This window comes from Pseudomonas tremae, assembly GCF_023278125.1.
Taxonomy (GTDB): Bacteria; Pseudomonadota; Gammaproteobacteria; order Pseudomonadales; family Pseudomonadaceae; genus Aquipseudomonas; species Aquipseudomonas tremae.
Map to the genome: position 1 here is coordinate 1,799,394 of NZ_CP066270.1, position 23,951 is coordinate 1,823,344.

Consider the following 23,951-nt stretch of genomic DNA (forward strand, 5'->3'; position numbering starts at 1 on the left):
TTTTTCGATGGTGCAGTTTGCTGAAGGCTGTCTGTGGGAACAATTGACTCCGCAACGTCCGGTCAGCGCGGCCTTGAGCGGGGAGCGGAGCGCCGACGTGTGCATCATCGGCGCAGGTTTCACTGGTTTGTCGGCTGCGTTGCGGCTGCTGGAAGGCGGCAAGTCAGTCTGCGTAGTCGAAGCACATCAGGTCGGTCATGGCGGCTCCGGGCGCAACGTCGGTCTGGTGAATGCCGGAACCTGGGTGGCGCCCGATGCATTGGAAAAGGTGCTGGGCAGTGTCGAGGCCGGCCGCCTCAACACTGCATTGGGTGCGGCGCCGGCCCTGGTGTTTGAGACCATCGATAAATACCGCATCGATTGCCAGGACACCCGCACCGGCAACCTCCACATGGCACACAATGCCAAGGGTTTGGCAGATTTGCGAAGCCGTGCAGAGCAGTGGCAGCGGCGCGGTGCGAACGTCGAATTGCTGACCGGCAAACCCTGCGAAGATGCCTGCGGCACCGACAAGGTCAGCGGCGCGTTGCTCGACCATCGCGCGGGTACGGTGAACCCGATGGCATATGTGTCAGGCATGGCGCTCAACGTCGTGGCACGGGGTGGCCAACTGTTCGGCGAGTCGCCAGTGACTGGCCTGCAACGCACGGCGGATGGCTGGAAGGTTTGCACTGCAACCGGCAGCGTTCGCGCCGAGAAAGTGATCATTGCCTCCAACGCTTACACCGAGGGTGAGTGGACCGATATCAAGGACCATATTTTTGCCGGCTATTACTATCAGGTCGCCTCGCAGCCCCTCAGCGGTGAGGCGCAAGCGGACATTCTGCGCGGTGGGCAGGGTTCTTGGGATACGCGCACGGTGCTCAGCAACATTCGCCGCGATGCACATGGGCGATTGTTGCTGGGCAGCCTCGGCAATGCGGGCAACTATCCATTGTGGTTCATTCGTCGGTGGGCTGACCGCGTCCAGCAGCATTACTTTCCGCAGTTGGGGCGGGTGGAGTGGGAGAGCACCTGGACCGGCCGCATCGGCTTTACCCCAGACCATTTGCTGCGCCTGTTCGAGCCTGCACCGGGCTTGCTGGCCGCGACCGGTTTCAATGGCCGGGGCGTGACCACCGGAACGCTGGTGGGCAAATGCTTTGCCGATTACCTGCTGAGCAACGATAAAGCGGCGCTGCCGGTGAGCTTTTCCGGCACCAGGAAAGTGTCGGCCAATGGTTTGCGTACATTGGCCTACGACGCCGGTTTTACCCTTTACCACGCCGGGCAATGCCTGCGCGTCGTCCTCTGACACGATCGAACGTCAGGCCGTTCGGCTCTTGAGCCTAAGTTCCGCACACAGCCCGCCTTGCGCCGAATTGCGCAGGTGCAGGCTGCTTTCCAGTTTGCGCACGATCATGTCGACAATCGCCAGCCCCAGGCCTGCGCCATTACTATGGCCCTGGCTGTAAAAACGTTCGAACAGGCGAGCCTTCTGCTGCTCGTCGATGCCGGGGCCAGAGTCTTCGACGCAAAGATGCGCGCTGCCGTCCTCCTGACGGTTGAGCAGCACACGAACCTCGCTGGCAGGCGGAGCGAAGTTGAGTGCATTGGTCAGCAGGTTTTGCAAAGCGATGGTGATGGCTGCCGGGTCGCTGTGGATCACGCAATCATCACCCGCCTCAAACACCAGATCGACGCGTTTCTCGAGAGCCAGGGGGGTCAACTCGGCCATTTCTTCGCGCACCAGTGTGTTCAGTTCGAAGGTCTGCAACTGGCTGAGCTCGACCCGTGGTTCAAGCCGGGCCATGGTCAGCAACTGGCTGGCGAGGCGGGCGGCACGGTCGACGCCATGCACCAGAAAATCCAGTGCTTCCAAGCGCTGTTCCGGGCTTTGCGCCTGGCGTGCGTTCTGGGCGTGGATGCGCAGGATGGTCAGTGGTGTGCGCAGTTCATGGGCGGCATCGGCAATGAATCTTCGCTCGCGCTCCAGCACGCTTTCGATCTGGGTCAGCAGACGATTGAGCGCGTGCTGCATGGGCTCCAGTTCCTTGGGCAGCGGGGCTACATCAAGAGGCTCGAGGCTTTCAGCATCGCGTTTGCGGATGACCTCGGCCATCGACTGTAACGGGCGCAGGCCCCAGCCGATGGCCAGCCAGATTGCCACCACCAGCAACGGCACACCGATCAGGGTCGGCCACAAGGTGTGGCTGACAATACGCTGGATCAGGTCCTGACGGACATCGTCGCGCTCTCCGACCCAGATCAGGAAACCCTGCTGCGGATCGGCCAGCAGAAAGCCGCACCACTCGTGGCCGTTCTCGATCAGGTCGTGTGAGCCTTCTTCGGCAGGCGGGGCGCTGAGCAATGGCGCTTCTGCCGAGCGCACCAGCAGCTCGCCCGATGTGCGCCAGACCTGAAACGTCAGTCGGGTTTCATAGGGGTGGGCAACGCCGCTGGTGCCGACCCGGCTCATGGCCTGGTCGAACGCCTGATAAAGCTTGTCCAGATCCTGTTCGCCCGCCGCTCGCTGGCTGAGTACGCCTTGCAGCAGGCGGGCGCTCTGGGCCAGTTGCGCGTCATAGACTTCTTCTATTTCGTGATGGCTGTCGCGCAAGGCGAGCAGGCTGATCGTCAGGTCGCCGAGCAGCAACAGCAGCAGGACCGGGACCAGAATGCGCGCGCGTACCGAGGTCATGCCTTGAGCTCCAGCAGGTAGCCGACGCCGCGCACGGTGCGGATCAGCTCGGTGGACAGTTTTTTGCGCAGGTTGTGAATCAGCACTTCCAGCGTGTTGCTTTCGACCTTTTCCTGCCAGCCGTAGAGCGTGTCGGACAGGCGCTCGCGGGTTACTACTTTGCCGGGTCGGATCATCAACTGATGCAGCAGTTGATATTCCATCGGCGTCATCGGAACTTCGCAGCCATGAAAGCTGACTTGCTGCGAGGCTGGATCAAGGCTGATGCCTGCATGCTCCAGCAACGGCTGCGCACGGCCCTGACTGCGCCTGAGCAATGCGCGCACCCGGGCTTTCAATTCATCGACGTCGAACGGCTTGATCAGGTAATCGTCGGCACCTGCATCAAGCCCGGCGATGCGATCGGCGGTGCCGTCACGGGCGGTCAGGATCAGCACCGGAAGGGCGAGTTCTTCGGCACGCAACTGCCGCAGCAGGTCGAAGCCGTCCATGCGCGGCAGGCCGAGGTCGAGCAGCAACAAGTCGAAGGGCTCACTGCGCAGGGCATGCAGCGCGCTCAGGCCGTCCTCGAGCCAGTCCAGCGTATAGCCTTCGGTATTGAGGGCCACGCGGATGCCTTGGCCAATCGCACGATCATCCTCGACAAGCAGCAGGCGCATAGGGTTTGACCAATGTGAATAAGGGAGAAGGGCGCCATGATGCCGTCAGCGCGTAGTGCCGCGAAGTGCCCTGTGTCCGGGAAGATGTTACCAGCTGTTGCAAATTAAGCTTTTCCTAAGACTTGTTTCGCACAGTAGGTGCTCCTTAACTGCCCGCGAGTATTTTTCATGCACAAGTTCCTGCTGATTCCCCTGTTGTTGGCCAGCCCGCTGGCGCTCGCTGGCCCGCAGTGCACCACTGCCGAAAAATCCCAATGGCAGGATCAGGCCAAATTCCAAGAGCAGCTCAAGGCTGAGGGTTACCAGATCAGCAAGTTCAAGGTGACTGACGGCAACTGCTACGAGATTTACGGCTTCGATAAGGACAAGCGCAAGGTCGAGATCTATCACGACCCGGTCACCGGTAAAGCGGTCAAGACCGAGATCAAGTAATGAGCCGGGTTCCCCTGCGCCTCTGGGACCCGCTGGTCAGGCTGTTTCATGTCTCGATCGCGGGTGTTTTCGTTGCCAACTACTTCTTCAATGAAGTCGGCGACGACTGGCATGTCTGGCTGGGCTATTACGCAGTGGCATGGCTGACGGTGCGAGTGGTGTGGGGGTTCGTCGGGCCGCCCAGTGCCCGCTGGAGCGATTTCTGGCCGACCGCGGAGCGTCTGCGTGCGCATATTCGCTCGCTGACAAAACGCCAGCCGATGCATCGGCTTGGCCATTCTCCGCTGGGTGCGCTGGTCATGGTCTTGATGATGGCGCTGATCTTCGGCATGGGCCTGACCGGTTTCCTGATGCAGGAAGTCGATGCTTTGTGGGGCGCCGACTGGCCCTTGCAGACCCATGAAGTGCTCGCCAACACACTGTGTGCCGTGGTGGTGCTGCACATGGGTGCTGCCATTTTCGAAAGTTTTCAGGTGCGTGACAACCTGCCTTTGTCGATGCTGACAGGCAAACGTCGTCCGTTGCCTGAAGATCGCCATCGCTGACCACTATTCTTGCCCTTCATCACAGTGATGCCTCCTGATGCCTGTTATTTCCCGAAACCTGACTGCATGGAGCGCAGCCCTGATTGTCGTAGCGATCTTTCTCAGCGCATGGCTCAGCCATCCGTTGCACCGGATTTCCGGATTTGCGGTGGCCCCGGCACCTGTGGGTACTGAAAGCCTTGCGCCCAAGGCGTCCTACAGTTCGCGTTTCGCCTCCTCGGACCTGAACGATTTCGTACATTCTTCAGCCGTGACCGCGCTGCCCGGCGGCGACCTGATGTCGGTGTGGTTTGCCGGCTCCCGCGAAGGCGCTGGGGATGTCGAGATTCGTACATCGCGTTTCGATGCGCGCACCGAAGAGTGGGGCGGCGAGCAAGTCCTGGCGACCCGCGAATCCACCCAGTCGGGCACCGGCAAATACATCCGCAAGCTCGGCAACCCGGTGATTGCGCTGGCTCCGGACAACCGTTTGTGGCTGTTCTATGTCTCTGTGTCGGTGGGCGGCTGGGCCGGCAGCTCGGTCAACGCGATGGTCTCCAGCGACATGGGCGCCAGCTGGTCGCCGCCGCGTCAACTGGTGACCTCGCCGTTTCTGAACATCAGCACGCTGGTCCGTGGCGCACCGGTGTTTCACGCCGATGGCTCAATCGGTCTGCCGGTGTATCACGAGTTTCTCGGCAAGTTCGCCGAATACCTCTACCTGAGCGCAAACGGCGAGGTGATCGACAAGTTTCGCATCAGTCGCGGCAACAACTCTCTGCAGCCGACCGTTGTGCCGCTCGACGGGCAGCGCGGCGTGGCGTTGCTGCGTTACGCCGGGGAAACCTTCCACCGGGTACTTGCCAGCCGCACTGAAGATGGAGGGCAGACCTGGAGTGAGCCGTATCCGCTGACCCCGAGCAACCCCAACTCCTCCCTGGCGGCGGTCGGCGTGCCGGGCAAGGGCTTGCTGGTGGCGCTCAATGACCTGCGCGAAGGCCGCTTCAAACTCAGCCTGTATGGCACTGACGAGCAGATGAACGTCTGGCGACCGCTGATGGACTTCGATAAATCACCTGATCCATTGGGCACGCCGTTCGCGCTGGATGCCTACAAGGAAGTCATCGGCGAGGGCTTTCGAAGCTCCAGCGGCGTACGACGCCAGCCAATGGAAGCAGAATTCCTGAGTAACCTGGATCAGCGTGTCTGTTCGCCGCAAGGCTGTGATTTCGAGTATGAATACCCTTATTTCATCCGCAGTCCGGAGGGCCTTTATCACTTGGTCTACTCGTGGAATAACACCTTCATCAAACATGTCAGCTTCAACGAAGCCTGGCTGGCGGAGCAGCTTTTATGATCGCCCTGGGCTTGGCTCATCTGGCGTTTGCCTGGGGGCTGTTTATTCTGTTGGCGCCTCTGACCTCATCGCTCTGGCGACGCTGCGGCCTGCTTGCAGTGACCTCGTTGTTGAGCGTTATGCCGGTTGACGGGCTATCGATGGCTGCCTATACCCGCAGCCTGACCGATGATCTGGCGATCAGCACTCTGGTGCTGCTGGGCTGGCTGGTGCTGCAAAGGCTGGGCGTTTTGAAGCCCGTGGCTGTTTCGCCGCGGCTCATGGCGTTGCTGGTCTTCGCACTGCTGGCCTTGACGCTGTACCCGGCCACGCTGGGCCTGACTTATTTCGATCCTTACCGCTGGGGGTATAACCCGAGGCCGATGATCATCATCGTCGCTTTCATCGCGTTGGGGCTGGTCTGTCTGCGTAACACACTGGCAGTGGCGATGCTGGCCGTCGCCACGCTGGCGTTCACGTTCAGGATAAAACCATCGGAAAACTATTGGGATTACCTGATCGACCCACTTCTCGGGCTTTGCTGTTGCGCAGCTTTGCTGGGTTTGGCTGTCCGTTTTATATATCGTCGAGTAACAGGTCAGCGTCGTTCAGCTGGCGTGTCTGCCGGCAACGTGTAGAGGAACAAGAATGAGTGCTTTGCAATCGCGACGACTGCGCTACTGGCTGAGCGCTGTGCTGTTGGTGTTCCTGGTGTCGGCGCTGCTGAGAATTGTGTTTTTCTTCGGGTTTTCCGGCATCGAGCCGGGCATGCTGTTTTCCCGCAATGAAGTGCTGCAGACGCTGGGTATCGGCTTGCGCTTCGACTTGCGTCTGGCGCTGATTGTTTTGCTGCCGGTCGCTATGTTGCTCTGGTTGCCGCGCTGGAACCTGATCAGCGTGCCGACCCTGCGCTGGCTTTCAAGGGGTTACCTGATTCTCGCGCTGGCGGTTCTGACGCTGATCTACATCGTCGACTTTGGTCATTACGCCTACCTCGGGGTCAGGCTGAATGCCAGCGTGGTGCGCTATCTGGAAGACGCGCAGATATCCCGTGACATGCTCTGGCAAACGTACCCTGTGCTGTGGATTACTGCCGGCTGGCTGTTGACCGTCGTCGTATTGGGCTGGGCACTGCTGCGCCTTGAACGTCTGACCCTGGATCGTGACGCCAGGCCGATCAAGCGCGCGTCAGTGGTGTGGGTATCTGCCTTGGTGGCCTGTGCGACGTTTCTCGGTTTGCTGGGCCGTGTCGACAATCTCAATCTGGAAAACCCGGTGCCGTTGCGCTGGAGTGATGCGTTTTTCTCTGGCAACAGTCAGCTGGCGGCCGTCGGGCTCAATCCGGTGCTGTTCTTGTACGACACGCTCAAGGTTGCGCAGTCACACTTCGATGAGGCTCAGGTGCGCAAGCATTATCCGTTGATCGCGCATTACCTCGGCGTGCAGCAGCCCGATGCGCGAACGTTGAGCTTCAAGCGTCCTCAGTCCGGCCAGCCTTACCAATTGGCGGGAGAACGGCCGCCAAACGTAATGTTTGTGATGCTCGAGTCACTGGGCACCAGTGCGGTCGGCGCATACGGTAACCCGCTCAATCCGACCCCGAACCTCGATCACCTGGCCAGGCAGAGCTGGTTCTTCAAGCATTTTTACGTGCCGGTCACGGGCACTGCGAAAACCGTCTGGGCGAGTATCACCGGCGTGCCCGACGTGACTCGTCAGGAAACAGCGACGCGGCATCCGCTGCTGACGCGCCAACACACCATCATCAATGACTTCAAGGGCTACGAGAAGCTGTACATGATTGGCGGCAATTCGGGCTGGGCCAACATGAACGCGCTGATCCGCCGCAGCATCGATGATGTGCGCCTTTACGACGAACGAGACTGGAAGTCGCCGCAGGTGGACGTATGGGGTATTTCCGACCTTGACCTGTTCAAGGAAAGCGACCAAATCCTGCGTGCGTTGCCGGCAGACAAACCGTTTTTTGCCTACGTGCAGACCGCGGGTAATCACCGACCTTTCACCATTCCTGAAAACAATGATGGTTTTCAGGTCAGCGACAAGACCCCGGAGCAAGTGCAGGCGGCAGGGTCGCGCAGTGTCGAACAGTACAACGCCGTGCGCTTGCTGGACTTCAATATCGGCCGGCTGATGGAAATAGCCAAGGCGGGCGGCTATTACGAGAACACCATTTTCGTGCTGTTCGGCGACCACAACACGCGTATCAGCCAGATCCCGCACATGGCTCCTGCGTTCGAGCAACTGGGGCTTGAAAGTAATAACGTCCCTTTGCTGATTCATGCCCCAGGCCTGCTCGGTACGCGAGTGATCGACGAAGCCGTCGGCCTGGCGGACTTGCTGCCAACGCTGGCGGGCATGACCGGTATGGCGTTCACCAGCGGTACGATGGGGCGTGACATTCAGCAGCCTGCCCCTGAGGGCGAACGTGTCGTGCCGCTGGTTCTGCGCGAAGGCACGTTTCCACTGATCGGTGGTGTGACGCGCAACTTCCTGTTGCAGATGGAGCACGACGGCAGTTCGCCAACCCTTCACGATTTGTCCTCGCCTACGCCGCTGGACAATGTGGCCGCGCAGCATCCACAGGAGTTTCAGCGGTTGCATGACCTCACCCGTGGCCTGCATGAGACCTCACGAATGATGCTCTACCAGAATGTACGCTGAGCCAAAAAACGATGCACTGGTCAGCCACAGGTCACGCCGGACTGGGCCAGTGCTTGCGCGATAGCACTCTTGTGCTGGATGATGTTAAAACGCCGCATGATGGAATCAGTGGCCATTGAATTACAGAGAACGTCCTGTTGAGGTTTATCGCCATTATTGACGGCGGATTACCGGACGATTGAAACAGCCGGTCTTCAGCGTCGGCTGTTTTCTTCAGCGAAAGGGCATTTCATCGCCAATACAGGAAATAACTGTCAGTTTTAGCGTTGAATCTGTATTTTGGCCGCCAATTTCTGTTCGGATGTGATTCTCGTCTATCGCATACTCAAGAGCCTTCCTGGATGCTGGCATGTTCTTCAAGCGTCACCCCGCCGAAGTTGCTTGACGCACTTCGCGCTGAAACGAAACAGCTGCACGTTCGACTCGAAAAACGCATGCCGTTTTTTTCACCGGTTCTGAACCACGCTCTTTACCTTCGTTTACTCCAGGCTTACTACGGCTTTTATGCACCTCTCGAAGTGGCACTTCATGACAGTGGTCTGGTGCCCTGTGCGCTCTCCCCGGATGAGCGGATCAAAACGAAAGTGCTGGTGAAGGACTTGCGAGCACTGGAGATGTCCGAACATCAGATCGGACAACTTCCGCATTGCATGCAACTGCCCGTCATCGATTCGCCCGGTGCCTGCCTGGGGGTCATGTATGTGCTGGAAGGGGCAACGCTGGGCGGGCAAGTGCTGCGGCGCGAGATACTCAAGCGCATCGGGCTGGATGAACAGAGCGGGGCAGCTTTTCTCGACGTGTATGGTGTCCAGACAGGGCCGCGCTGGAAGGCTTTTTTGAACTACCTTGATAACGTACCGCGAGACGTTGTTTTTACAGAAGCGGCTGCCGTGGCAGCGCACTCCACATTTTCATGCTTCGAGCACTGGCTCGGCGGTCAAGAGGTACTGTTATGAGCCAACTCGACAAGGACTCTTTTGAAGTCCTATTGGCTAATTGCGCGGATGAGCCCATCCAGTTTCCGGGCGCCATCCAGCCTCATGGTGTGCTGTTCACTCTGACCGAACCCGAGCTGACGATCATGCAGGTCAGCGCCAACGTGCAGACAGTGCTGGGCCAGGCACCGGAACACCTGCTGGGCAAGTCGCTGGACTGTGTGCTTGGGTCTGGCTGGGCTGAAGTAATCAAAAGCGCAAGCGTCCATGATTCGTTCGCCGATGCGCCGCGCCTGCTGATGTCGGCCAATGGCGTCGAGTTCGAAGCCATGCTCCACCGCAGTCAGAACGTTCTGGTCCTGGAGCTCGAAATTCAGGACAAGGCAACCCAGGCAGTCAGTTATTCCGAGCGCACCGGCAACATGGGCCGCATGCTGCGTCAGTTGCATGCAGCCAGCGACTTGCAGACGCTTTACGAAGTCAGCGTTCGCGAAATTCAGAAGATGACCGGTTATGACCGGGTGTTGATCTATCGTTTCGAAGAGGAAGGCCACGGTCAGGTCATTGCTGAAGCGTCGGCGCCTTCGATGGAATTGTTCAACGGCCTGTTTTTCCCGGCTTCGGATATTCCCGAGCAGGCGCGCGAACTGTATCGCCGCAATTGGCTGCGCATCATTCCGGACGCCGATTACACGCCTGTGCCTCTGATGCCGCAACTGCGCCCGGACACCAAAACACAGCTCGACCTGAGTTTCTCGACGCTGCGCAGTGTTTCTCCGATTCACTGCCAATACATGAAAAACATGGGCGTTCTGTCTTCAATGAGTGTTTCGTTGATTCAGGGCGGCAAGCTGTGGGGGCTGATCAGCTGCGGGCATCGCACGCCGCTGTACGTGTCTCACGAGCTGCGCAGTGCATGCCAGGCGATTGGCCAGGTGTTGTCGCTGCAGATCAGCGCCATGGAAGCGTTAGAAGTCAGCCGCCAGCGCGAAACCAAGGTTCAGACCCTGCAACAACTGCATCAACTGATGGCGACATCCGGCACAGAAGTGTTCGATGGGCTGGCACAGCAGCCGCAGCTGTTGATGGATCTGGTAGGTGCTACGGGCGTAGCGATCATCGAGGACCGTCATACGCATTGTTTCGGTAACTGCCCGGAGCCTGCCGATGTGCGGGCGTTGCATGCCTGGATGATGTCGAGCGGCGAGCCTGTATATGCCAGTCATCATCTCTCTAGTGTCTATGCGCCCGCCGAGGTTTACCAGCCAGTTGCCAGTGGCGTATTGGCCATGAGCCTGCCCAAACCGGTGGACAACGGGGTCATCTGGTTTCGTCCCGAGGTCAAGGAGACGGTGCAGTGGAGCGGAGATCCGGAAAAGCCGTTGAACATGGAAAGTTCGGAAACCGGCATGCGTCTTCGGCCCCGCACTTCGTTTGAAATCTGGAAGGTCGAGATGACCGGGATTGCTGCAAAGTGGAGTCATGGTGATGTATTTGCGGCTAAAGACCTGCGCCGCTCTGCGCTGGAAAATGACCTCGCCAGGCAGGTGAGCAAGGAACAACAGGCCGTTCGTGCCCGCGATGAGCTGGTAGCGGTCGTTTCCCATGACCTGCGCAACCCGATGACGGTCATTTCAATGCTCTGCGGGATGATGCAGAAATCGTTCAGCTCTGATGGTCCGCACACCTCGCGTCGCATTTCCACGGCCATCGACACCATGCAGCAGGCTGCCAGCCGGATGAACGTGTTGCTTGAGGATTTGCTCGACACCTCGAAAATCGAAGCCGGCCGCTACACCATCACCCCACAACCGCTGGAAGTCAGCCAGATATTCGAAGAGGCCTACACGCTGCTTGCGCCGCTGGCGATGGACAAGTCCATCGAGATTTCCTTCAGCGCCGAACCGGATATCAAGGTCAACGCAGACCCGGAGCGTTTGTTCCAGGTGCTGTCCAACCTGATTGGCAATGCCATCAAGTTCACCCCGAAGCAGGGCAGGATCGGCGTAGCGGCGATGTCCAACGGCAGCGAGATCGTGTTCACCGTCATTGACTCCGGTGAAGGCATTCCGCCTGAGCAACTGCCACATATTTTCGAGCGCTACTGGACAGTCAAGGAAGGTAACCCGACCGGCACCGGCCTCGGTTTGTACATCTCCCAAGGCATCATCAAGGCCCACGGCGGCGAGCTGGCGGCACACAGCCAGGTCGGGCAGGGCAGCGAATTCCGCTTTACAGTGCCGATCGCGCATTGATTGCCTGACAGGGCCTGAGTGATGAGTTAATCACTCAGGCCTTGTCATCAACCAACGATGGCTACTTCCAGTTCGAGGCTTTCTCGGTGTACTCCGTACTTTCGGGAAGTACCTCCTGGAGAAACGCCAGGTATTTGTTCATCAATTCCTTACTGGGAAAGCGGGCAGGGAATCCTGTGGTGACGTCGTCGCAGTGAATGATGATCATCAGGCGCTTGTGATCAACCGTGACAAACTCATGCAGGTGCCAAGGGGCGGTTTGTCGATGGTGGACGGGGTTTTCCCAATTCAGCAGCTTGACGGCTGCGATAACGGCCATCGCTACCGGGCCGATCAGGAAGAGCAGTGAGCCGGTGAGAAGGGCGATGAAAACGAATATCAGGATGACGGATATGGCGATGCCCTTGAAGAAACTTGAGGCGAAGTCTGGGTAGTGGAGGTAATACTCGACTGTGGCGCCGTCGGTTTTGAGGGTGTAGTTGTAGATGGTTTTTTGGCGGATGAGCAAGCCTATATAGTAAGCAAAGTGTCCCGTAAACATTAATATCACCATAATTAGAAAGTTAGAGTTTTCTAAAAAATGATCCCAACCTCCCCAAACAAGAAGTGAGGCGGCGATTAAATGAATGGCGGTCAATCCAAGCTGCGTGATCATGATCTCTTTAGGTGGCCTGGCAATCGTTTTGATTTTCCAGTTTAGAATGTCGTTGCCTTTCGGAAGATCCAAGGCTTTTTCTTGCTGTGTCATACCGGTGTACCCTCTGCGACTTCCAGGGTCAGGGTGCCAATTCTGCTTGAAGCCCTTACCTCAAGTTCCACCGCAGCAAGACCATCAATAACAGTATCGCCTCTAGTGCCAAGCTCCATCTGAAACAGATAGCTTCTATCGTCTTCGCCAGGGTTTAAAAGATTGGCCGGGTACCAGATTTGCAGTTCAAGATAGGTTGCGTCCTTGTCCAGCGGCACCCAGGTTTCCCATATGAGATCTTCATTCTCAGGCGGCATCAACGGGTAGGTGAAGTCCTCACTCGCTTTACCCGCTGGTTTGTTGGAAAGCGTTCCGAACTGTACGGCCTTCCTGAACTGCCCGTTGTCCAAAAAAGCTTCATGCAGAGGGTCGTCTATTTTTTCTACAGGCAGCACTCCCCACGCTCGCTTGCTGCTGGCAATGTTGAAATGCACTGACTGACCGCGTATCAGAGTTGGCAAGTGCACTTGTATTCCGGCGCCATTTTGTGCTGCTACGCTATAATAATCGCCTTTACCAAAATAACGATCTTCATGATGTACGGTACTTTTTACATGAACCTGCGGAGATAAATGAATTTCCATGAGCGCACGTATTTCTTCACTCTCGCCTTTGGCTGTCTCGGCGTGACGATGGTCTATGGTTCTCGACCAACAGCATTTACGCAGCCACCAGCCGACACTGTCTTGTTTGAAATAATTCAGGACCATCGTAGCAAAAAGATAAATTAAGCCTATTACTAGTAACGATACGCTGAACCACGGACTCATAACGATAATCGCAAGATTGCCAGCAGGAAAGAAACCTGCGATTAACTGAGCGGTTGACGCTACTCCCATCAAACCTACAGAGATAATCTTCAAAGCCATCCAGTTTTTTTCTTCTAGCGTCTTAACTCCGACTGAATCATCTAATACGTCAAATATCTCCAATATAGCCGCTACGATCCCAAACCCACCCATCGCCACCATCGAAACCCTGAACCCACGTATCGCATCACCCCAGACTGCGTTGCCCCGTGCTTTCCAATAGGCTGCGGACTTATCAAGAATGCCTACGTTATACCCGCCAATGACAAGTGGCTTGGCCGTACTGATAATCGCCCACGGCGCCTCGACAAACACCACCATCAGCAGATTGAAGCTGTACCCCAACCCATACATCACCTTGCCGATATCCTTGGCACTGAAATCGCCGTCCTGACTGAGATCCTTGTAAACGAAGGCAGTGTTAATTAGGTTGAGCATGACCACGCCCCAGGTAATCGAGCCTGCGATACCTCCCAGTTTGTCGGTCCAGCCTTTGGCGTGGGCGAGCCAGTCCTTGGTCAGGGTTTTGCCGGACTGAAAGTACTGACGAATCTCGTCCTGCAATTGCCTTGCATACTGATTGTTCTGGAAGTCCAGCAGGGCGGGCATGCTTAGTTCGTGCAGACGAAGTTTCTGAATATGGGCGTGCAGGTTGCGGGAGGTGCTTTGCCGTGTGTTGTAAGCCGTTGGATAGAGCCAGCTGCGCCGGATATCGTTGATCTGCCTATTGAGCACTTGCCATTCGCGTACCCACTGTTTGAGCTTTATGAGCATCTGCTGGTTGATCGCGATACGCGCAGGCGAGTCGAGCAGGATCTGGCCGATCAACAGTGTGCGAATCAACGCGACAATGTTCTGCTGCTTGCCAAGGGCCATGCGACTGTCGATGGGCACCCAGGCCAGCAAGATGCTTTCGAGTGTCGCCTTGCCTGCACCGCTGGCCAGTTCGCCGAGAGCCTTGAACGTGTCTTGAACCGGTTGTTTCAGTGCCTTCATCCACGGTTTGTCGGCAAAACCCTGATGGTTGAGCGCGCCATTGAGTTCGCCAATACGAGTGGCGAGGTTGGTGACGTCGCCAAGGCCATTGATCAGCGCATCGGCTTCCTCATGCAGAGCCTGTTTGAGCGCGGCTGAAAAACCATAGCGCAGGGTGCCAAACAGGCTGTTGGTGTTGATTTCCTGCTCGGCAAGCCAGGCGCTGGCTGAGCTGTCTTGAGCGTATATGATCTGCAGGTTGAGCATGGTCGTCTGCAAATACAGCAGGTTTTTCGGGTTGGTGGTGTCGATGAACAGCTTGAGTGGTTCTGTACCTATGTGTGTCGACCACAGGCGGAAATCGCTTTGCGTCTCGCGCACTTGTTGCCGGAGCCTGTCTCTGGTCGGAAGATGCTGCAAAAGGTACTCACGCGCACCTGTCAAATCGACTTCGCGACGCCATTTGTGGCGATCTTTCCAGACCTGCGCACCCTCTTCAGTAGGGTTACTGCCGTAACGCGCGTTAATCGACTTGCGCATATCCGGGCTCTTGAAAACATCCGGCAACAACAGCAAGCCTCCGGGGACGGTGTTGCTGCCTATCTGTGCTGCTTCAAAATCACACTGTTCAAAGTAGGCTTCAAGCTCGCTCAGGTACTGATGCGTTTGTAGCGTATTACCGCGCACCGAGGCAGGCAGTTTATCCGTTTCACTCTCTGCGCCGCACAGGGTGGCGACGGTCTGGGCGATCTGGATCTTGTGTTCGTGTTCGCTTTGCCAATCCCGAAGCGCCGCCTGATCGGCTGCCAGCTGCATGCCCAGATCGTTGAAAACGGCCAGAGGGTCATCAAGGGCGATGACCAAGGCGCTGTCCTGATCGTCAACGCTGCCTTGCCAGAAGACGTCAGCCCCCAATGGGGCCCATGACGGTTGTGCGTCTGGGTCTTCTGACAATGGGCGGGCAGTGGGGACCGACGTATCTGCAAAACGTCCATCTTCAATCACGTGGCCCTGGTCGATATCCGCCACGGCCTCTGCGATGCGGTCCAGCGACAAGGTATCGGGCTCGGCCATGCTGGTGCAGTAGCGGGCCAGGTCCAGCGCTTTCATCCATAAGGCGCGGCTTGGGGCATTGGAGCGCATGTGTTCGCAGAGGCGCCATGTCCACTGGATCGGGGAGAAAGCAATGTGCAGCGTGTTGCGGCGCGGGTAGAAGAGGAAGGGTTTACCGTCGCTGGCGCCGTTTCGCTGGTCATTGCCGATCTGTGCCTCGGCCCAGACAATACGGCTCAGTTGACCGCTCAGGGCTGACACCGCGTATTCGTGCAGCGTGTCGGCGGTTTCGTCGAACACGTAGACATAGCCGTCGTACAGTTGGCGCAGGGTATGGCTGCGCGTTTTCAACGGCGGCTGGCGGGCCCACTTGCCGTCTTTCGGCAGCGGCTTCAGTTGACCGGGCGCGACGTCATACCGCGAGCGATCCAGCGCATAACGCACTGGCACGATGGCGACGTTGGGCCCGCGGAACGGGCACAGGCTGGTGGCCGTAGCCGGTGTCCTGGCGAAACAGGCCGCACGTCGCTGTTGGCGTGTGCCGTTTTTATCGGTCATGCGGAAAACTCTCTGTGCAGCGGGTCGTTCACCCGCCTACTGAAAGAGCTGCATACCAAGAACTGTGCCGATAATATTTTTATCGTTTTAAAACAAGGTCATAGGCTGAAAGAAACAAAGACAAGCTCAATTCTCTCGGTAAAAAGAGCTAAATAGTGCGCAGGCTTTTGCACTTACCTGCGCAAGCTCGTTTACGCACTGTCGGGCTTTTATATAAGCCTTGGTCGGTCTGACCGGCCAAGTGGTGCGCAAAAGTTTGCGCATCACAGGTTTTTTGAGACAAGCGTGAAGTGAGCAAAGCCAGGCACAAGGCTTGGCCAAAGAGGAGGGTGGCGCTAAAACTCAGCTTGCCGACGCCGCATTGCGCGCTGACGTGCGACTGACCCGCAAGGCCACTATGCCGCCGACAATGATCAGCGCAGCCAGTGAGTACAGCGCCAGGGTGGTCGAGCCGGTCTGATCCTTGATCCAGCCCACCAGATACGGGCTGAGAAAGCCTGCCATCTGGCCTATCGAGTTGATCAGCGCCAGGCCGCCTGCGGCGACGCTGGCGCTCAACAGCGCGGTTGGCAACGGCCAGAACATTGGCAGGCTGGTCAGGGCGCCCATGGTGGCGATGGTCAGGCCGAGGATGGCGATGACAGGCACAGTCGCGAAGTTGGCGGCGATGATCAGGCCAGTTGCGCCCATCAGCATCGGCACCACCAAATGCCAGCGGCGCTCATTGCGCAGGTCGGCGGAGCGGCCGACCAGCAGCATGAAAACGCCTGCCATCAGATACGGCACGGCGCTGATCCAGCCGATCACCAGCGCGTCGCTGAAGCCCAGATTTTTGATGATCGACGGCAGCCAGAAATTGATCGCGTAGACACCGCTCTGAATGCAGAAATAGATAAACCCGAGAATCCATATGAACGGCATGGTCAGCACCGAAGCCACCGAGCTTGTGCCTTGTACCGGGCGGCTGAGTTCATCGTGGGTGATGTCGGCCTTTACCCGCTGGCGCTGGTCCGGTGTCAGCCAGCGAGCGTCTTCGACCTTGTCACACAGCAGGAAAAAGGCCAGCACGCCGAGTGCCACTGTCGGCAGGCCCTGAATCAGAAACATCCACTGCCAGCCTGCCATACCGCTTTGGCCTGCGGCAAAGTGATTGAGGATCCAGCCGGAAAACGGCCCGCCGAGCAGCCCTGATACCGGAATGGCCGACATGAACAGTGCCATGATCCGCCCGCGACGCTGGTTCGGGTACCAGCGCGACAGGTACAGCACGATGCCGGGGAAGAAGCCGGCTTCTGCCATGCCGGTCAGAAAGCGCAGCACGTAGAACTCGACCGGTGTGGTGACGAACAGCAGACAGGTCGAGAAAATGCCCCAGGTGATCATCATCAAACTGATCCAGCGACGCGGCCCGAAGCGGTTCAGCGCCAGGTTGCTGGGCAAGCCACACAACACGTAGCCGATGAAAAAGATCCCCGCGCCCAGGCCATAGACCGTCTCGCTGAAACTCAGCGCGTCGAGCATTTGCAGCTTGGCGAAGCCGACGTTCACGCGGTCCAGGTAGTTGAACAGGTAGCAGATGAAGATAAACGGGATGAGGCGCAGGGTAATGCGACGGTAGACATGATTGCCTTCAACGTCGCCCGCCTTGTGGTTTGAAACAGGGGTCATGGCGCGTGGTCCTTGTGCGTTTTGTTTTTAGGGGAGTTGCCGGGTGCACACCTGATCATAAGGTGCGGATGGCGAAAACGCTTCGGGGTTTTGCATGCCTGTGCGAGGCATGCGTTGTGTCATTGCACAACGCCCGGGGGCTCACGCTGTGGCGAGCGTCGGGCCTTGTTGGGCCGGATGACCGGTTTTTTGAAGATTTGTCATGGAACCAGTCGAATGGTTCGAACCACTGAGGGGCATTTGCAACGCGCTTCCTGAGCGTAGTTGCCTGGCGTTGTTTGCATGCGGTTAATACAAAAATGCCGGTTCTTCCACGTTTGTACGGGCTGTTTTAGATGGCAGGGCAGTACTGTTTTAATTTTTAACGCAAGGCGCAGCTATTAAGCGTGCCTTTTTAATCTTACAGGGAGGTGCACCATGCGCGATGGGCAATGATGTGTTCTGCGCCCAAGAGTTGAAGCCTGAGTCAGTGAGCCGCTTTCGAAAATAACGGATGTCGTACGTCGTCTTCGCTGTCGACCTGTTTTGCTGTGCGACGTTCGAGTACCCTGAATAAGTCGTCAAGGATAGCCATGCTATTTCAAAAAGAAGAACCTCCTTTCTTTTCCGATACTCAAAGCCCCGTGGAAGTCTATACCGAGTGGGACCCGCTCGAAGAAGTCATCGTTGGCATCATGGACGATATTCGTGTGCCAGAGTGGGACACCGGTTTAAAAGCCATCATCCCCCAAGAGTCCAGTGACTTTTTTCAGACGTACTCCGGGCGACGGTTTCCGGAGGAGTTGCTTGTCAAAGCCAGGCAGGAAGTGAATACCCTGGCCCAGATTCTGGAAGCCGAAGGCATCAGGGTAAGAAGGCCGAACGAGACGAATCACCATCAGCCTATCATGACGCCCCACTTTACCACTGGTGGCACTTTCTATTCCGCCATGCCGAGAGACTGTCTTTTTGCAATCGGCAAGAAGATTATCGAAGTGCCCATGGCCTGGCGCAGCCGCTACTTTGAAACTTTCGCGTTCCGCGACATATTGAATGACTATTTCACTCGAGGTGCCGAGTGGATCTCCGCGCCCAAACCGATGCTGACGGATGCGGTGTGGAAAACGGATTACGACTTTGAACAGGACATTCCGTTTAATTCCATTATCACGGAAGTCGAACCGCTGTTTGATGCCGCCGACTTCATGAAAATGGGGCGCGACATTATCGGGCAGCGGAGTCACGTGACCAATAATAAAGGGATTGAATGGCTGCGCAGAACACTGGGGCCGGAGTACCATATTCACATTTATGAGTTCGAAGAACCGGGGCCCATGCACATCGACACGACGATATTGCCATTGGCGCCGGGTCGTGTACTTATTAACAAAGGTTGGGTGCCACAGATTCCCGATATTTTCAAAGACTGGGAAATTCTGAATCCACCGCCCTCTACGCTGCCAGATGATCATCCGCTATACATCACGTCCAAGTGGATTCACACCAACGTGCTCATGCTGGATGAAAGGACCGTCGTTGTTGAAAAAGACGAGGACGCGCTGATCAGTGCATTTCAGAAGTGGGGTTTCAAAACCATCCTCTGTCCGTTTAAACATTTCCAGACATTCGGCGGTTCTTTTCACTGCGCCACGCTGGATGTAAAACGCAGCGGCAGTCTGAAGCGTTATATCTGACGGTTGTGTGCCGCTTCCCCTGTTCCCCAGCGTGCAGGGGAGGCGTGCGTTTAACCAGGCGCCGGGTACCCAACCCAGGCTCTGCCACATCAGCAGTTTAAGGGGATTCGAGCAATCGAATTACCGCGACGGGGCGTTGAAATGCATCACAACAGAACAGTACTGATCGTCTCTTCCGAGTTGAACGTTGCACTGACAATAGACAACATCAAGGCGGTGTATGACCTGAGCGACTGGCAATTTGTTTTTTTGCTGGAAGATTATCTGGGCGTGGCAAGCGAGGCGTTGAAATGCTCCGGAACATTCATCGTATCTGATTTTTCCGTTTCAGCCGAGGTAGAGGCCGCACTGGATAACATTGCCCGGTACTGCAGTGTTTCCGTTGCTGTCCCTTTCGATGAGTTCTCTCTTTACGTCGCGGCATCGGCCAATGACCGTTGGGCGCTGCCTGGCATAACTCGCCAGAATGCGCGGAAGTTTCGTGATAAAAAAAGAATGAAAGAGATCGCCCAGCAGGCCGGCATCCTGACGGCAAAAGAGATCACGCTGGATGAAATCAAAAGCGGGCAGGTCGCGTTCCCTGTGGTTGTCAAACCGCGCTCTCTGGCGGGGTCTGAGGGCGTCCAGATACTCTCTGATGCAACGCAGCTTCATGAGATGGATGTCGATTGGTACGCCGAATACCAAGACATGAATGAACGTCAATATTTTATTGAACAGTACAATCCCAATACCATTTACCATATTGATTGTGTGGTGCTGAACGGCGTGATGTCGTTCATCTCGGTCGGCGAATATTTGGGTAAACCCCTGGATTTTCAGCACGAAAAACCCGTCGGCGTATTGTCTGTCACCGATGAGATGATCGAGGACACCTGGCGGTATTTTACTGAGTCGGTACTCACTGCATTCAATGCGCCAGATGGCGTGTATCACATCGAAGCGTTTGCGGACGCAGGTGCAGGTGCAGAACTTCTGGAGATTGCCTATCGTCCAGGTGGAGCAGCCATTGTCGAGATGATCGAGATGGTCTATGGGCTGGACCTGCAGTTTATTCATGTTGCGGCGCAGATGGGGCTGAATCCGCCGCTCAATATCCAGCGCAACGCGCAAGCCTTCGGCTATATGACCTTTCCGAAAAAACATCTCTCCGCTGAAGCGCTTTACGTCACTCAGATTTCCTTGCCTCCTCTCGAAAACATGCCCACCTTGAGAACTCACGCCGTACCGACTCTGGGTGGCATCGCATCGGGAAAATTCTACTGTTACAAGGATTCGCTGGGGTCTTTCGTATTTTGTGGGGATCGTGACCTTGTCTCACGGGACGTGCGTTATCTGAACGAACATTATTCGGTACAGGTTGCGGCTGAAAAACAGCCCTCTGCCCAATAATGACAACCACTTTCAGAAGGGCTGCCAGTTGATCGACATACGTAAGCCAAACACTATTCTGATCGTTTCCTCCGAGCTGGATGTCAGCGAGGTAGTTGCCCGAATCAGGAGCCGTTACCCGATCCCTGCGTGGACGTTCATCTACCTTCTGGAGGATCTTCTGGGTCAGGCTGGAGAGGAGCTGAAGCGCGATGGCAACTTTGTGGTCCGGGACTTTGCCGTTCACGAAGACGTCGAAAAAGTATTCAGTAAGATCACAAACACCTATTCCGTAACGGCCGTCATTCCGAATGATGAGTTTGCCGTATACATCGCTGCGTGGGCCAATGACTATTGGCAGTTGCCAGGGTTGACGTTCGACATGGCGACACGATTTCGTGATAAAAAACGAATGAAGCATATTGCCCAGACATTCGATATTCCGACAGCAAGAGAAATCACCGTGGATGACATTAGCCGCGGGGCAGTGACCTTTCCGGTTATCCTCAAGCCTCGGTCCATGGCGGGCGCTGTCGGGGTCAAAATCATTACTGAGGCTCAGCAACTTTTCGAGGCATATGCCCCTGCTAGTGATGACTATCAGGACATGAACGAACACCAGTATCTGATCGAAACTTACAACCCGCAGCCTCTTTATCAGTTGGACGCGGTCGTTCTGAAAGGGCAGTTGGCATTCCTTGCGGCGGGAGAGTACCTGGGTAAACCCATCGACTATCTCGCCGAATGCCCGCTGGGTTATTTTTCACTTGCCGAAGAAGATATCCAGCACCTCTGGCGGCCCTTCATCGAGCGTGTGTTGTCCGCTTTTGACGGGCCTGATGGCGTTTACCATATCGAAGCGTTTGGTGATGCTGGCAACGGCTTTGAATTGCTTGAAATTGCCTATCGGCCTGGTGGGGCTTCCACTGTCGATATGATAAAGATCGCTCATGGGATAGACCTGCGTTTCATTCACCTTGCCGTTCAGTTAGGGCTTCTCGATGCACTACATGTTGAACGTGCGGGCGAGGCGTTCGGTTATATGACATTCCCCAAAAAACACCTCGCCAGAGAAAAACTTCACGTTACTCAGGTTCTACTGCCGAGCATCGAAACTCTGACAACCCTGAAGATGAAGACTATTGCGCAAGTTGGCGATATCGCTTCAGGCGAGTTTTTCTGCCATAAGGACTGTCTGGGCGCCTTTGTATTCTGCGGAGATCGAGACAGCGTTGCGCGGGACTTGAAGCATATTGTGGACAGTTACAGTGTTCATACAGCGTCCGAGCTGTAAAGCGACGCCTTCGGTATCGGCATTAGGTTATGTGTTCGGTGCCCTCACTATTCAATCGCTTCATACGGCAAACCTACATAATTCTCGGCAATGGTCCTGCGTCCGGCTTCCGAGCCGACGTAGTAGTCCAGTTCGGTCTGCTGAATGCGCTGGCTGAAGGCGTCGGTGCCTGGGAAGTTGTGCAGCACCGAGGTCATCCACCAGGAAAAGCGCTCGGCTTTCCAGACGCGGCGCAGGCAGATCTGCGAGTACTTTTCCAGCAGGTCGGTGCGGCCTTCGCGATAGACCTTGAGCAGGATCCGGTACAGCGTGCTGACGTCACTGGCCGCGAGGTTCAGGCCCTTTGCGCCGGTGGGCGGGACGATGTGTGCAGCGTCGCCGAGCAGGAACAGGCGGCCGTACTGCATGGGTTCCACCACAAAGCTGCGTAGCGGCGCGATACTTTTTTCAATGGACGGGCCGGTAACCAGGCGTTTTGCCAGGTGCGCGGGCAAACGGGCTTTCAATTCACCCCAGAAACGATCGTCCGACCAGTCTTCGACCTTCTCGTCAGCGCTGACCTGTACGTAATAACGGGTGCGAATGGCTGAGCGCATGCTGCACAGGGCAAAGCCGCGCGGGTGGTTGGCGTAAACCAGCTCTTCATTGACCGGCGGCGTGTCGGCCAGCACGCCGAGCCAGCCAAACGGGTAGACGCGCTCGAAGATTTTCAGTGCTTCAGACGGGATCGATTGTCGGGACACGCCGTGAAAACCGTCGCAGCCAGCAATGTAATCGCAGTCGAGACGCACGGTCTCGCCGTCTTTCACAAAGGTCAGGTAAGGGCTGTCGGTCTTTGGGTCATGGACGTTGACGTCTGCTGCATCATAAACCGTCATTGCCCCGATAGACGCGCGAGCAGCCATAAGGTCGCGGGTGACTTCGGTCTGGCCGTAGACCGTCACGGTTTTGCCTCCGGCAAGGTTTTTCAGGTCGATGCGCTCGCAGCGACCGTCGAAGGCCAGCTCGAAGCCATCGTGAATCAGTCCTTCGGCGTCCATGCGCTCGCTGACCCCGGCTTCACGCAGCAGGTCGGTCATGCCTTGCTCAAGCACGCCAGCGCGGATGCGCGAGAGGATATAGTCCGGGTTCTTGCGCTCGACGATCACGTTGTCGATGCCGGCACGCTGCAGCAGTTGGCCCAACAGCAGCCCGGAAGGACCTGAACCGATAATGGCAACCTGGGTTTTCATGGCGATAGTCCTGTCTATTGATCCCTGCCGGCGGTAACCAGCGGGATGTGATTGTTTTTGTCTCCTGCATTTTTAATGGATGCCATCGAGATAAGAAGGCAATATCCAGCGAATTATCTGGACTTTTCAGGGGTTCGGGCGAGGAGGGCGACATGGCCAGACCTGCTGTCACAGCGATACCGGTTTTCAAGCTTTACGGCGAAACCACGGCCTGGCCCACGCCCGACCTGATCCATTGCGAGTCGATACCCGAGCGCAGCAAGATGCACGAGTGGGAGATCAAACCGCACCGGCATGGCGATCTGGTCCAGTTGCTGTATGTGCAATCGGGCAAGGCGATGTTGAAGGTCGAGGACATGGTCAGCGAGGTCCAGACGCCTTCGCTACAAGTGGTGCCCGCACTGAGCGTCCACACTTTCAGGTTTGCCGAAGACATTCAGGGGCACATTCTCAGCTTGGCGCGACCGCTGGTAGAGCAGCTCGAGACGGCGCTCGACATCACTGCGATGAGCACGGCGCGTTGCTACTCCCTGGGCGCAGACAGCCATTATGTGGACACGCTGTTCAGCGCCATTGCGCGCGAATACCGGCAACCCGGAGCCGGTCGCGATTTGATGCTGCATTCGCTGATCAATGTATTGGCGGTATGGCTGAGCCGGCGCTGCAGCGCGCACGCCGGCGAAGAAACTCATTCGCTTGACCGTGGCCGCGAGCATCTACAGGCGTTCATGCATCAACTGGAGGCAAGCTTTCGCGAGCACTGGTCCATCGACCAGCACGCGCAGGCGATGGGCCTCAGCGCGGCTCATCTGAATGCGCTGTGTCGGCGCCTGTGCAACCAGTCAGCGTTGCAGATCATCAGCCAGCGGCTGCTGCTCGAGGCCAAGCGCAACCTGATCTACACCACCATGACCATCAATCAGGTGTCCGACAGCTTGGGGTTTTCCGAACCCGCCTATTTTTCGCGGTTCTTCAAGCGCGCTACCGGCCAATCGCCCCGAGAGTTTCGTCAGCAGAAATAGAAACGGGGCGCTGAGCGCGCCCCGTTTATCGACAGCGTATTACTT

At 56.8% G+C, this 23,951-nt stretch carries 18 protein-coding genes; 12 read left to right on the top strand and 6 right to left on the bottom strand.

The window, feature by feature from the left end; genetic code table 11:
- Nucleotides 1-7 precede the first annotated feature (7 nt).
- Entirely contained in the window at nt 8-1,294 is a 1,287-nt protein-coding gene (gene amaA / locus I9H09_RS08360) for an L-pipecolate oxidase (protein ID WP_122311654.1), read from the top strand.
- Between the two features lie 12 nt (nt 1,295-1,306).
- Here the strand turns inward: amaA and I9H09_RS08365 are convergent, their stop codons facing one another.
- Together I9H09_RS08365 and I9H09_RS08370 are read right to left on the bottom strand one after the other, a co-directional pair.
- Nucleotides 1,307-2,680, bottom strand: coding sequence for a sensor histidine kinase (locus tag I9H09_RS08365; protein WP_122323953.1), 1,374 nt, complete (start codon nt 2,678-2,680; stop codon nt 1,307-1,309).
- Nucleotides 2,677-3,339, bottom strand: a complete 663-nt coding sequence (locus I9H09_RS08370; protein WP_005889997.1) for a response regulator — start codon at nt 3,337-3,339, stop codon at nt 2,677-2,679. Before I9H09_RS08370 ends, I9H09_RS08365 begins: the two co-directional genes overlap by 4 nt.
- Nucleotides 3,340-3,507: 168 nt before the next feature.
- Between I9H09_RS08370 and I9H09_RS08375 the strand changes: the two genes are divergently transcribed.
- From I9H09_RS08375 to I9H09_RS08405, 7 genes are all read left to right on the top strand, one after another.
- Nucleotides 3,508-3,771: a PepSY domain-containing protein gene (locus tag I9H09_RS08375; protein ID WP_005890000.1), complete on the top strand. Its 264-nt coding sequence runs from the start codon at nt 3,508-3,510 to the stop codon at nt 3,769-3,771.
- The gene (locus tag I9H09_RS08380) at nt 3,771-4,316 is read left to right on the top strand and encodes a cytochrome b/b6 domain-containing protein (RefSeq protein ID WP_122311657.1); all 546 of its coding nucleotides are present in this window, start codon (nt 3,771-3,773) and stop codon (nt 4,314-4,316) included. Before I9H09_RS08375 ends, I9H09_RS08380 begins: the two co-directional genes overlap by 1 nt.
- A gap of 37 nt (nt 4,317-4,353) precedes the next feature.
- Complete coding sequence (locus tag I9H09_RS08385; RefSeq protein ID WP_122323952.1) at nt 4,354-5,652, top strand: sialidase family protein; 1,299 nt, start codon at nt 4,354-4,356, stop codon at nt 5,650-5,652.
- Nucleotides 5,649-6,269, top strand: coding sequence for a hypothetical protein (locus I9H09_RS08390; protein ID WP_122323951.1), 621 nt, complete (start codon nt 5,649-5,651; stop codon nt 6,267-6,269). The genes I9H09_RS08385 and I9H09_RS08390 overlap by 4 nt, the downstream gene beginning before the upstream one ends.
- Before the next feature lie 10 nt (nt 6,270-6,279).
- Nucleotides 6,280-8,313 (top strand): LTA synthase family protein, encoded by a 2,034-nt coding sequence (locus I9H09_RS08395; protein ID WP_122323950.1) that lies wholly within the window; start codon nt 6,280-6,282, stop codon nt 8,311-8,313.
- A 341-nt stretch (nt 8,314-8,654) separates the two neighbouring features.
- On the top strand, nt 8,655-9,269 hold the full coding sequence (locus tag I9H09_RS08400) for a biliverdin-producing heme oxygenase (RefSeq protein WP_122323949.1): 615 nt from the start codon (nt 8,655-8,657) through the stop codon (nt 9,267-9,269).
- Nucleotides 9,266-11,503 carry an ATP-binding protein gene (locus I9H09_RS08405; RefSeq protein WP_122323948.1) on the top strand — a complete coding sequence of 746 codons (2,238 nt, stop codon included), beginning with the start codon at nt 9,266-9,268 and terminating at the stop codon, nt 11,501-11,503. Before I9H09_RS08400 ends, I9H09_RS08405 begins: the two co-directional genes overlap by 4 nt.
- Nucleotides 11,504-11,564: 61 nt before the next feature.
- Here the strand turns inward: I9H09_RS08405 and I9H09_RS08410 are convergent, their stop codons facing one another.
- The 3 genes from I9H09_RS08410 to I9H09_RS08420 form a co-directional block, all read right to left on the bottom strand.
- Nucleotides 11,565-12,251, bottom strand: a complete 687-nt coding sequence (locus I9H09_RS08410; protein WP_122346952.1) for a permease — start codon at nt 12,249-12,251, stop codon at nt 11,565-11,567.
- Entirely contained in the window at nt 12,248-15,646 is a 3,399-nt protein-coding gene (locus tag I9H09_RS08415; RefSeq protein ID WP_248972603.1) for a toxin VasX, read from the bottom strand. Before I9H09_RS08415 ends, I9H09_RS08410 begins: the two co-directional genes overlap by 4 nt.
- 342 nt (nt 15,647-15,988) lie before the next feature.
- On the bottom strand, nt 15,989-17,314 hold the full coding sequence (locus tag I9H09_RS08420; RefSeq protein WP_122347227.1) for an MFS transporter: 1,326 nt from the start codon (nt 17,312-17,314) through the stop codon (nt 15,989-15,991).
- 572 nt (nt 17,315-17,886) lie between these two features.
- On the opposite strand from I9H09_RS08420, the gene I9H09_RS08425 reads away from it, so the two are divergent.
- From I9H09_RS08425 to I9H09_RS08435, 3 genes are all read left to right on the top strand, one after another.
- Nucleotides 17,887-18,987 carry an amidinotransferase gene (locus I9H09_RS08425; protein WP_005890020.1) on the top strand — a complete coding sequence of 367 codons (1,101 nt, stop codon included), beginning with the start codon at nt 17,887-17,889 and terminating at the stop codon, nt 18,985-18,987.
- A 141-nt stretch (nt 18,988-19,128) separates the two neighbouring features.
- Entirely contained in the window at nt 19,129-20,379 is a 1,251-nt protein-coding gene (locus I9H09_RS08430) for an ATP-grasp domain-containing protein (protein ID WP_122347226.1), read from the top strand.
- 31 nt (nt 20,380-20,410) lie between these two features.
- Complete coding sequence (locus I9H09_RS08435; RefSeq protein ID WP_122347228.1) at nt 20,411-21,652, top strand: ATP-grasp domain-containing protein; 1,242 nt, start codon at nt 20,411-20,413, stop codon at nt 21,650-21,652.
- 47 nt (nt 21,653-21,699) lie between these two features.
- Here the strand turns inward: I9H09_RS08435 and pobA are convergent, their stop codons facing one another.
- Entirely contained in the window at nt 21,700-22,884 is a 1,185-nt protein-coding gene (pobA, locus tag I9H09_RS08440) for a 4-hydroxybenzoate 3-monooxygenase (RefSeq protein ID WP_054991436.1), read from the bottom strand.
- 152 nt (nt 22,885-23,036) lie between these two features.
- Here pobA and I9H09_RS08445 point away from each other — a divergent pair, with 152 nt between their 5' ends.
- A complete protein-coding gene (locus I9H09_RS08445; RefSeq protein WP_054991435.1) occupies nt 23,037-23,906 on the top strand; it encodes a helix-turn-helix domain-containing protein in 870 nt (289 codons plus the stop codon).
- The last annotated feature ends 45 nt before the right edge of the window (nt 23,907-23,951 follow it).

Excerpts from the sequence above, each read along its gene's own strand:
- I9H09_RS08430 (WP_122347226.1), top strand. The coding sequence starts at position 19,129 with ATGCATCACAACAGAACAGTACTGATCGTCTCTTCCGAGTTGAACGTT.
- I9H09_RS08400 (WP_122323949.1), top strand. The coding sequence starts at position 8,655 with ATGCTGGCATGTTCTTCAAGCGTCACCCCGCCGAAGTTGCTTGACGCA.
- I9H09_RS08365 (WP_122323953.1), bottom strand. The coding sequence starts at position 2,680 with ATGACCTCGGTACGCGCGCGCATTCTGGTCCCGGTCCTGCTGCTGTTG.
- I9H09_RS08410 (WP_122346952.1), bottom strand. The coding sequence starts at position 12,251 with ATGACACAGCAAGAAAAAGCCTTGGATCTTCCGAAAGGCAACGACATT.
- I9H09_RS08370 (WP_005889997.1), bottom strand. The coding sequence starts at position 3,339 with ATGCGCCTGCTGCTTGTCGAGGATGATCGTGCGATTGGCCAAGGCATC.
- amaA (WP_122311654.1), top strand. The coding sequence starts at position 8 with ATGGTGCAGTTTGCTGAAGGCTGTCTGTGGGAACAATTGACTCCGCAA.
- I9H09_RS08420 (WP_122347227.1), bottom strand. The coding sequence starts at position 17,314 with ATGACCCCTGTTTCAAACCACAAGGCGGGCGACGTTGAAGGCAATCAT.
- I9H09_RS08415 (WP_248972603.1), bottom strand. The coding sequence starts at position 15,646 with ATGACCGATAAAAACGGCACACGCCAACAGCGACGTGCGGCCTGTTTC.
- I9H09_RS08425 (WP_005890020.1), top strand. The coding sequence starts at position 17,887 with ATGCTATTTCAAAAAGAAGAACCTCCTTTCTTTTCCGATACTCAAAGC.
- I9H09_RS08395 (WP_122323950.1), top strand. The coding sequence starts at position 6,280 with ATGAGTGCTTTGCAATCGCGACGACTGCGCTACTGGCTGAGCGCTGTG.
- I9H09_RS08405 (WP_122323948.1), top strand. The coding sequence starts at position 9,266 with ATGAGCCAACTCGACAAGGACTCTTTTGAAGTCCTATTGGCTAATTGC.
- I9H09_RS08375 (WP_005890000.1), top strand. The coding sequence starts at position 3,508 with ATGCACAAGTTCCTGCTGATTCCCCTGTTGTTGGCCAGCCCGCTGGCG.
- I9H09_RS08385 (WP_122323952.1), top strand. The coding sequence starts at position 4,354 with ATGCCTGTTATTTCCCGAAACCTGACTGCATGGAGCGCAGCCCTGATT.
- pobA (WP_054991436.1), bottom strand. The coding sequence starts at position 22,884 with ATGAAAACCCAGGTTGCCATTATCGGTTCAGGTCCTTCCGGGCTGCTG.
- I9H09_RS08380 (WP_122311657.1), top strand. The coding sequence starts at position 3,771 with ATGAGCCGGGTTCCCCTGCGCCTCTGGGACCCGCTGGTCAGGCTGTTT.
- I9H09_RS08390 (WP_122323951.1), top strand. The coding sequence starts at position 5,649 with ATGATCGCCCTGGGCTTGGCTCATCTGGCGTTTGCCTGGGGGCTGTTT.
- I9H09_RS08445 (WP_054991435.1), top strand. The coding sequence starts at position 23,037 with ATGGCCAGACCTGCTGTCACAGCGATACCGGTTTTCAAGCTTTACGGC.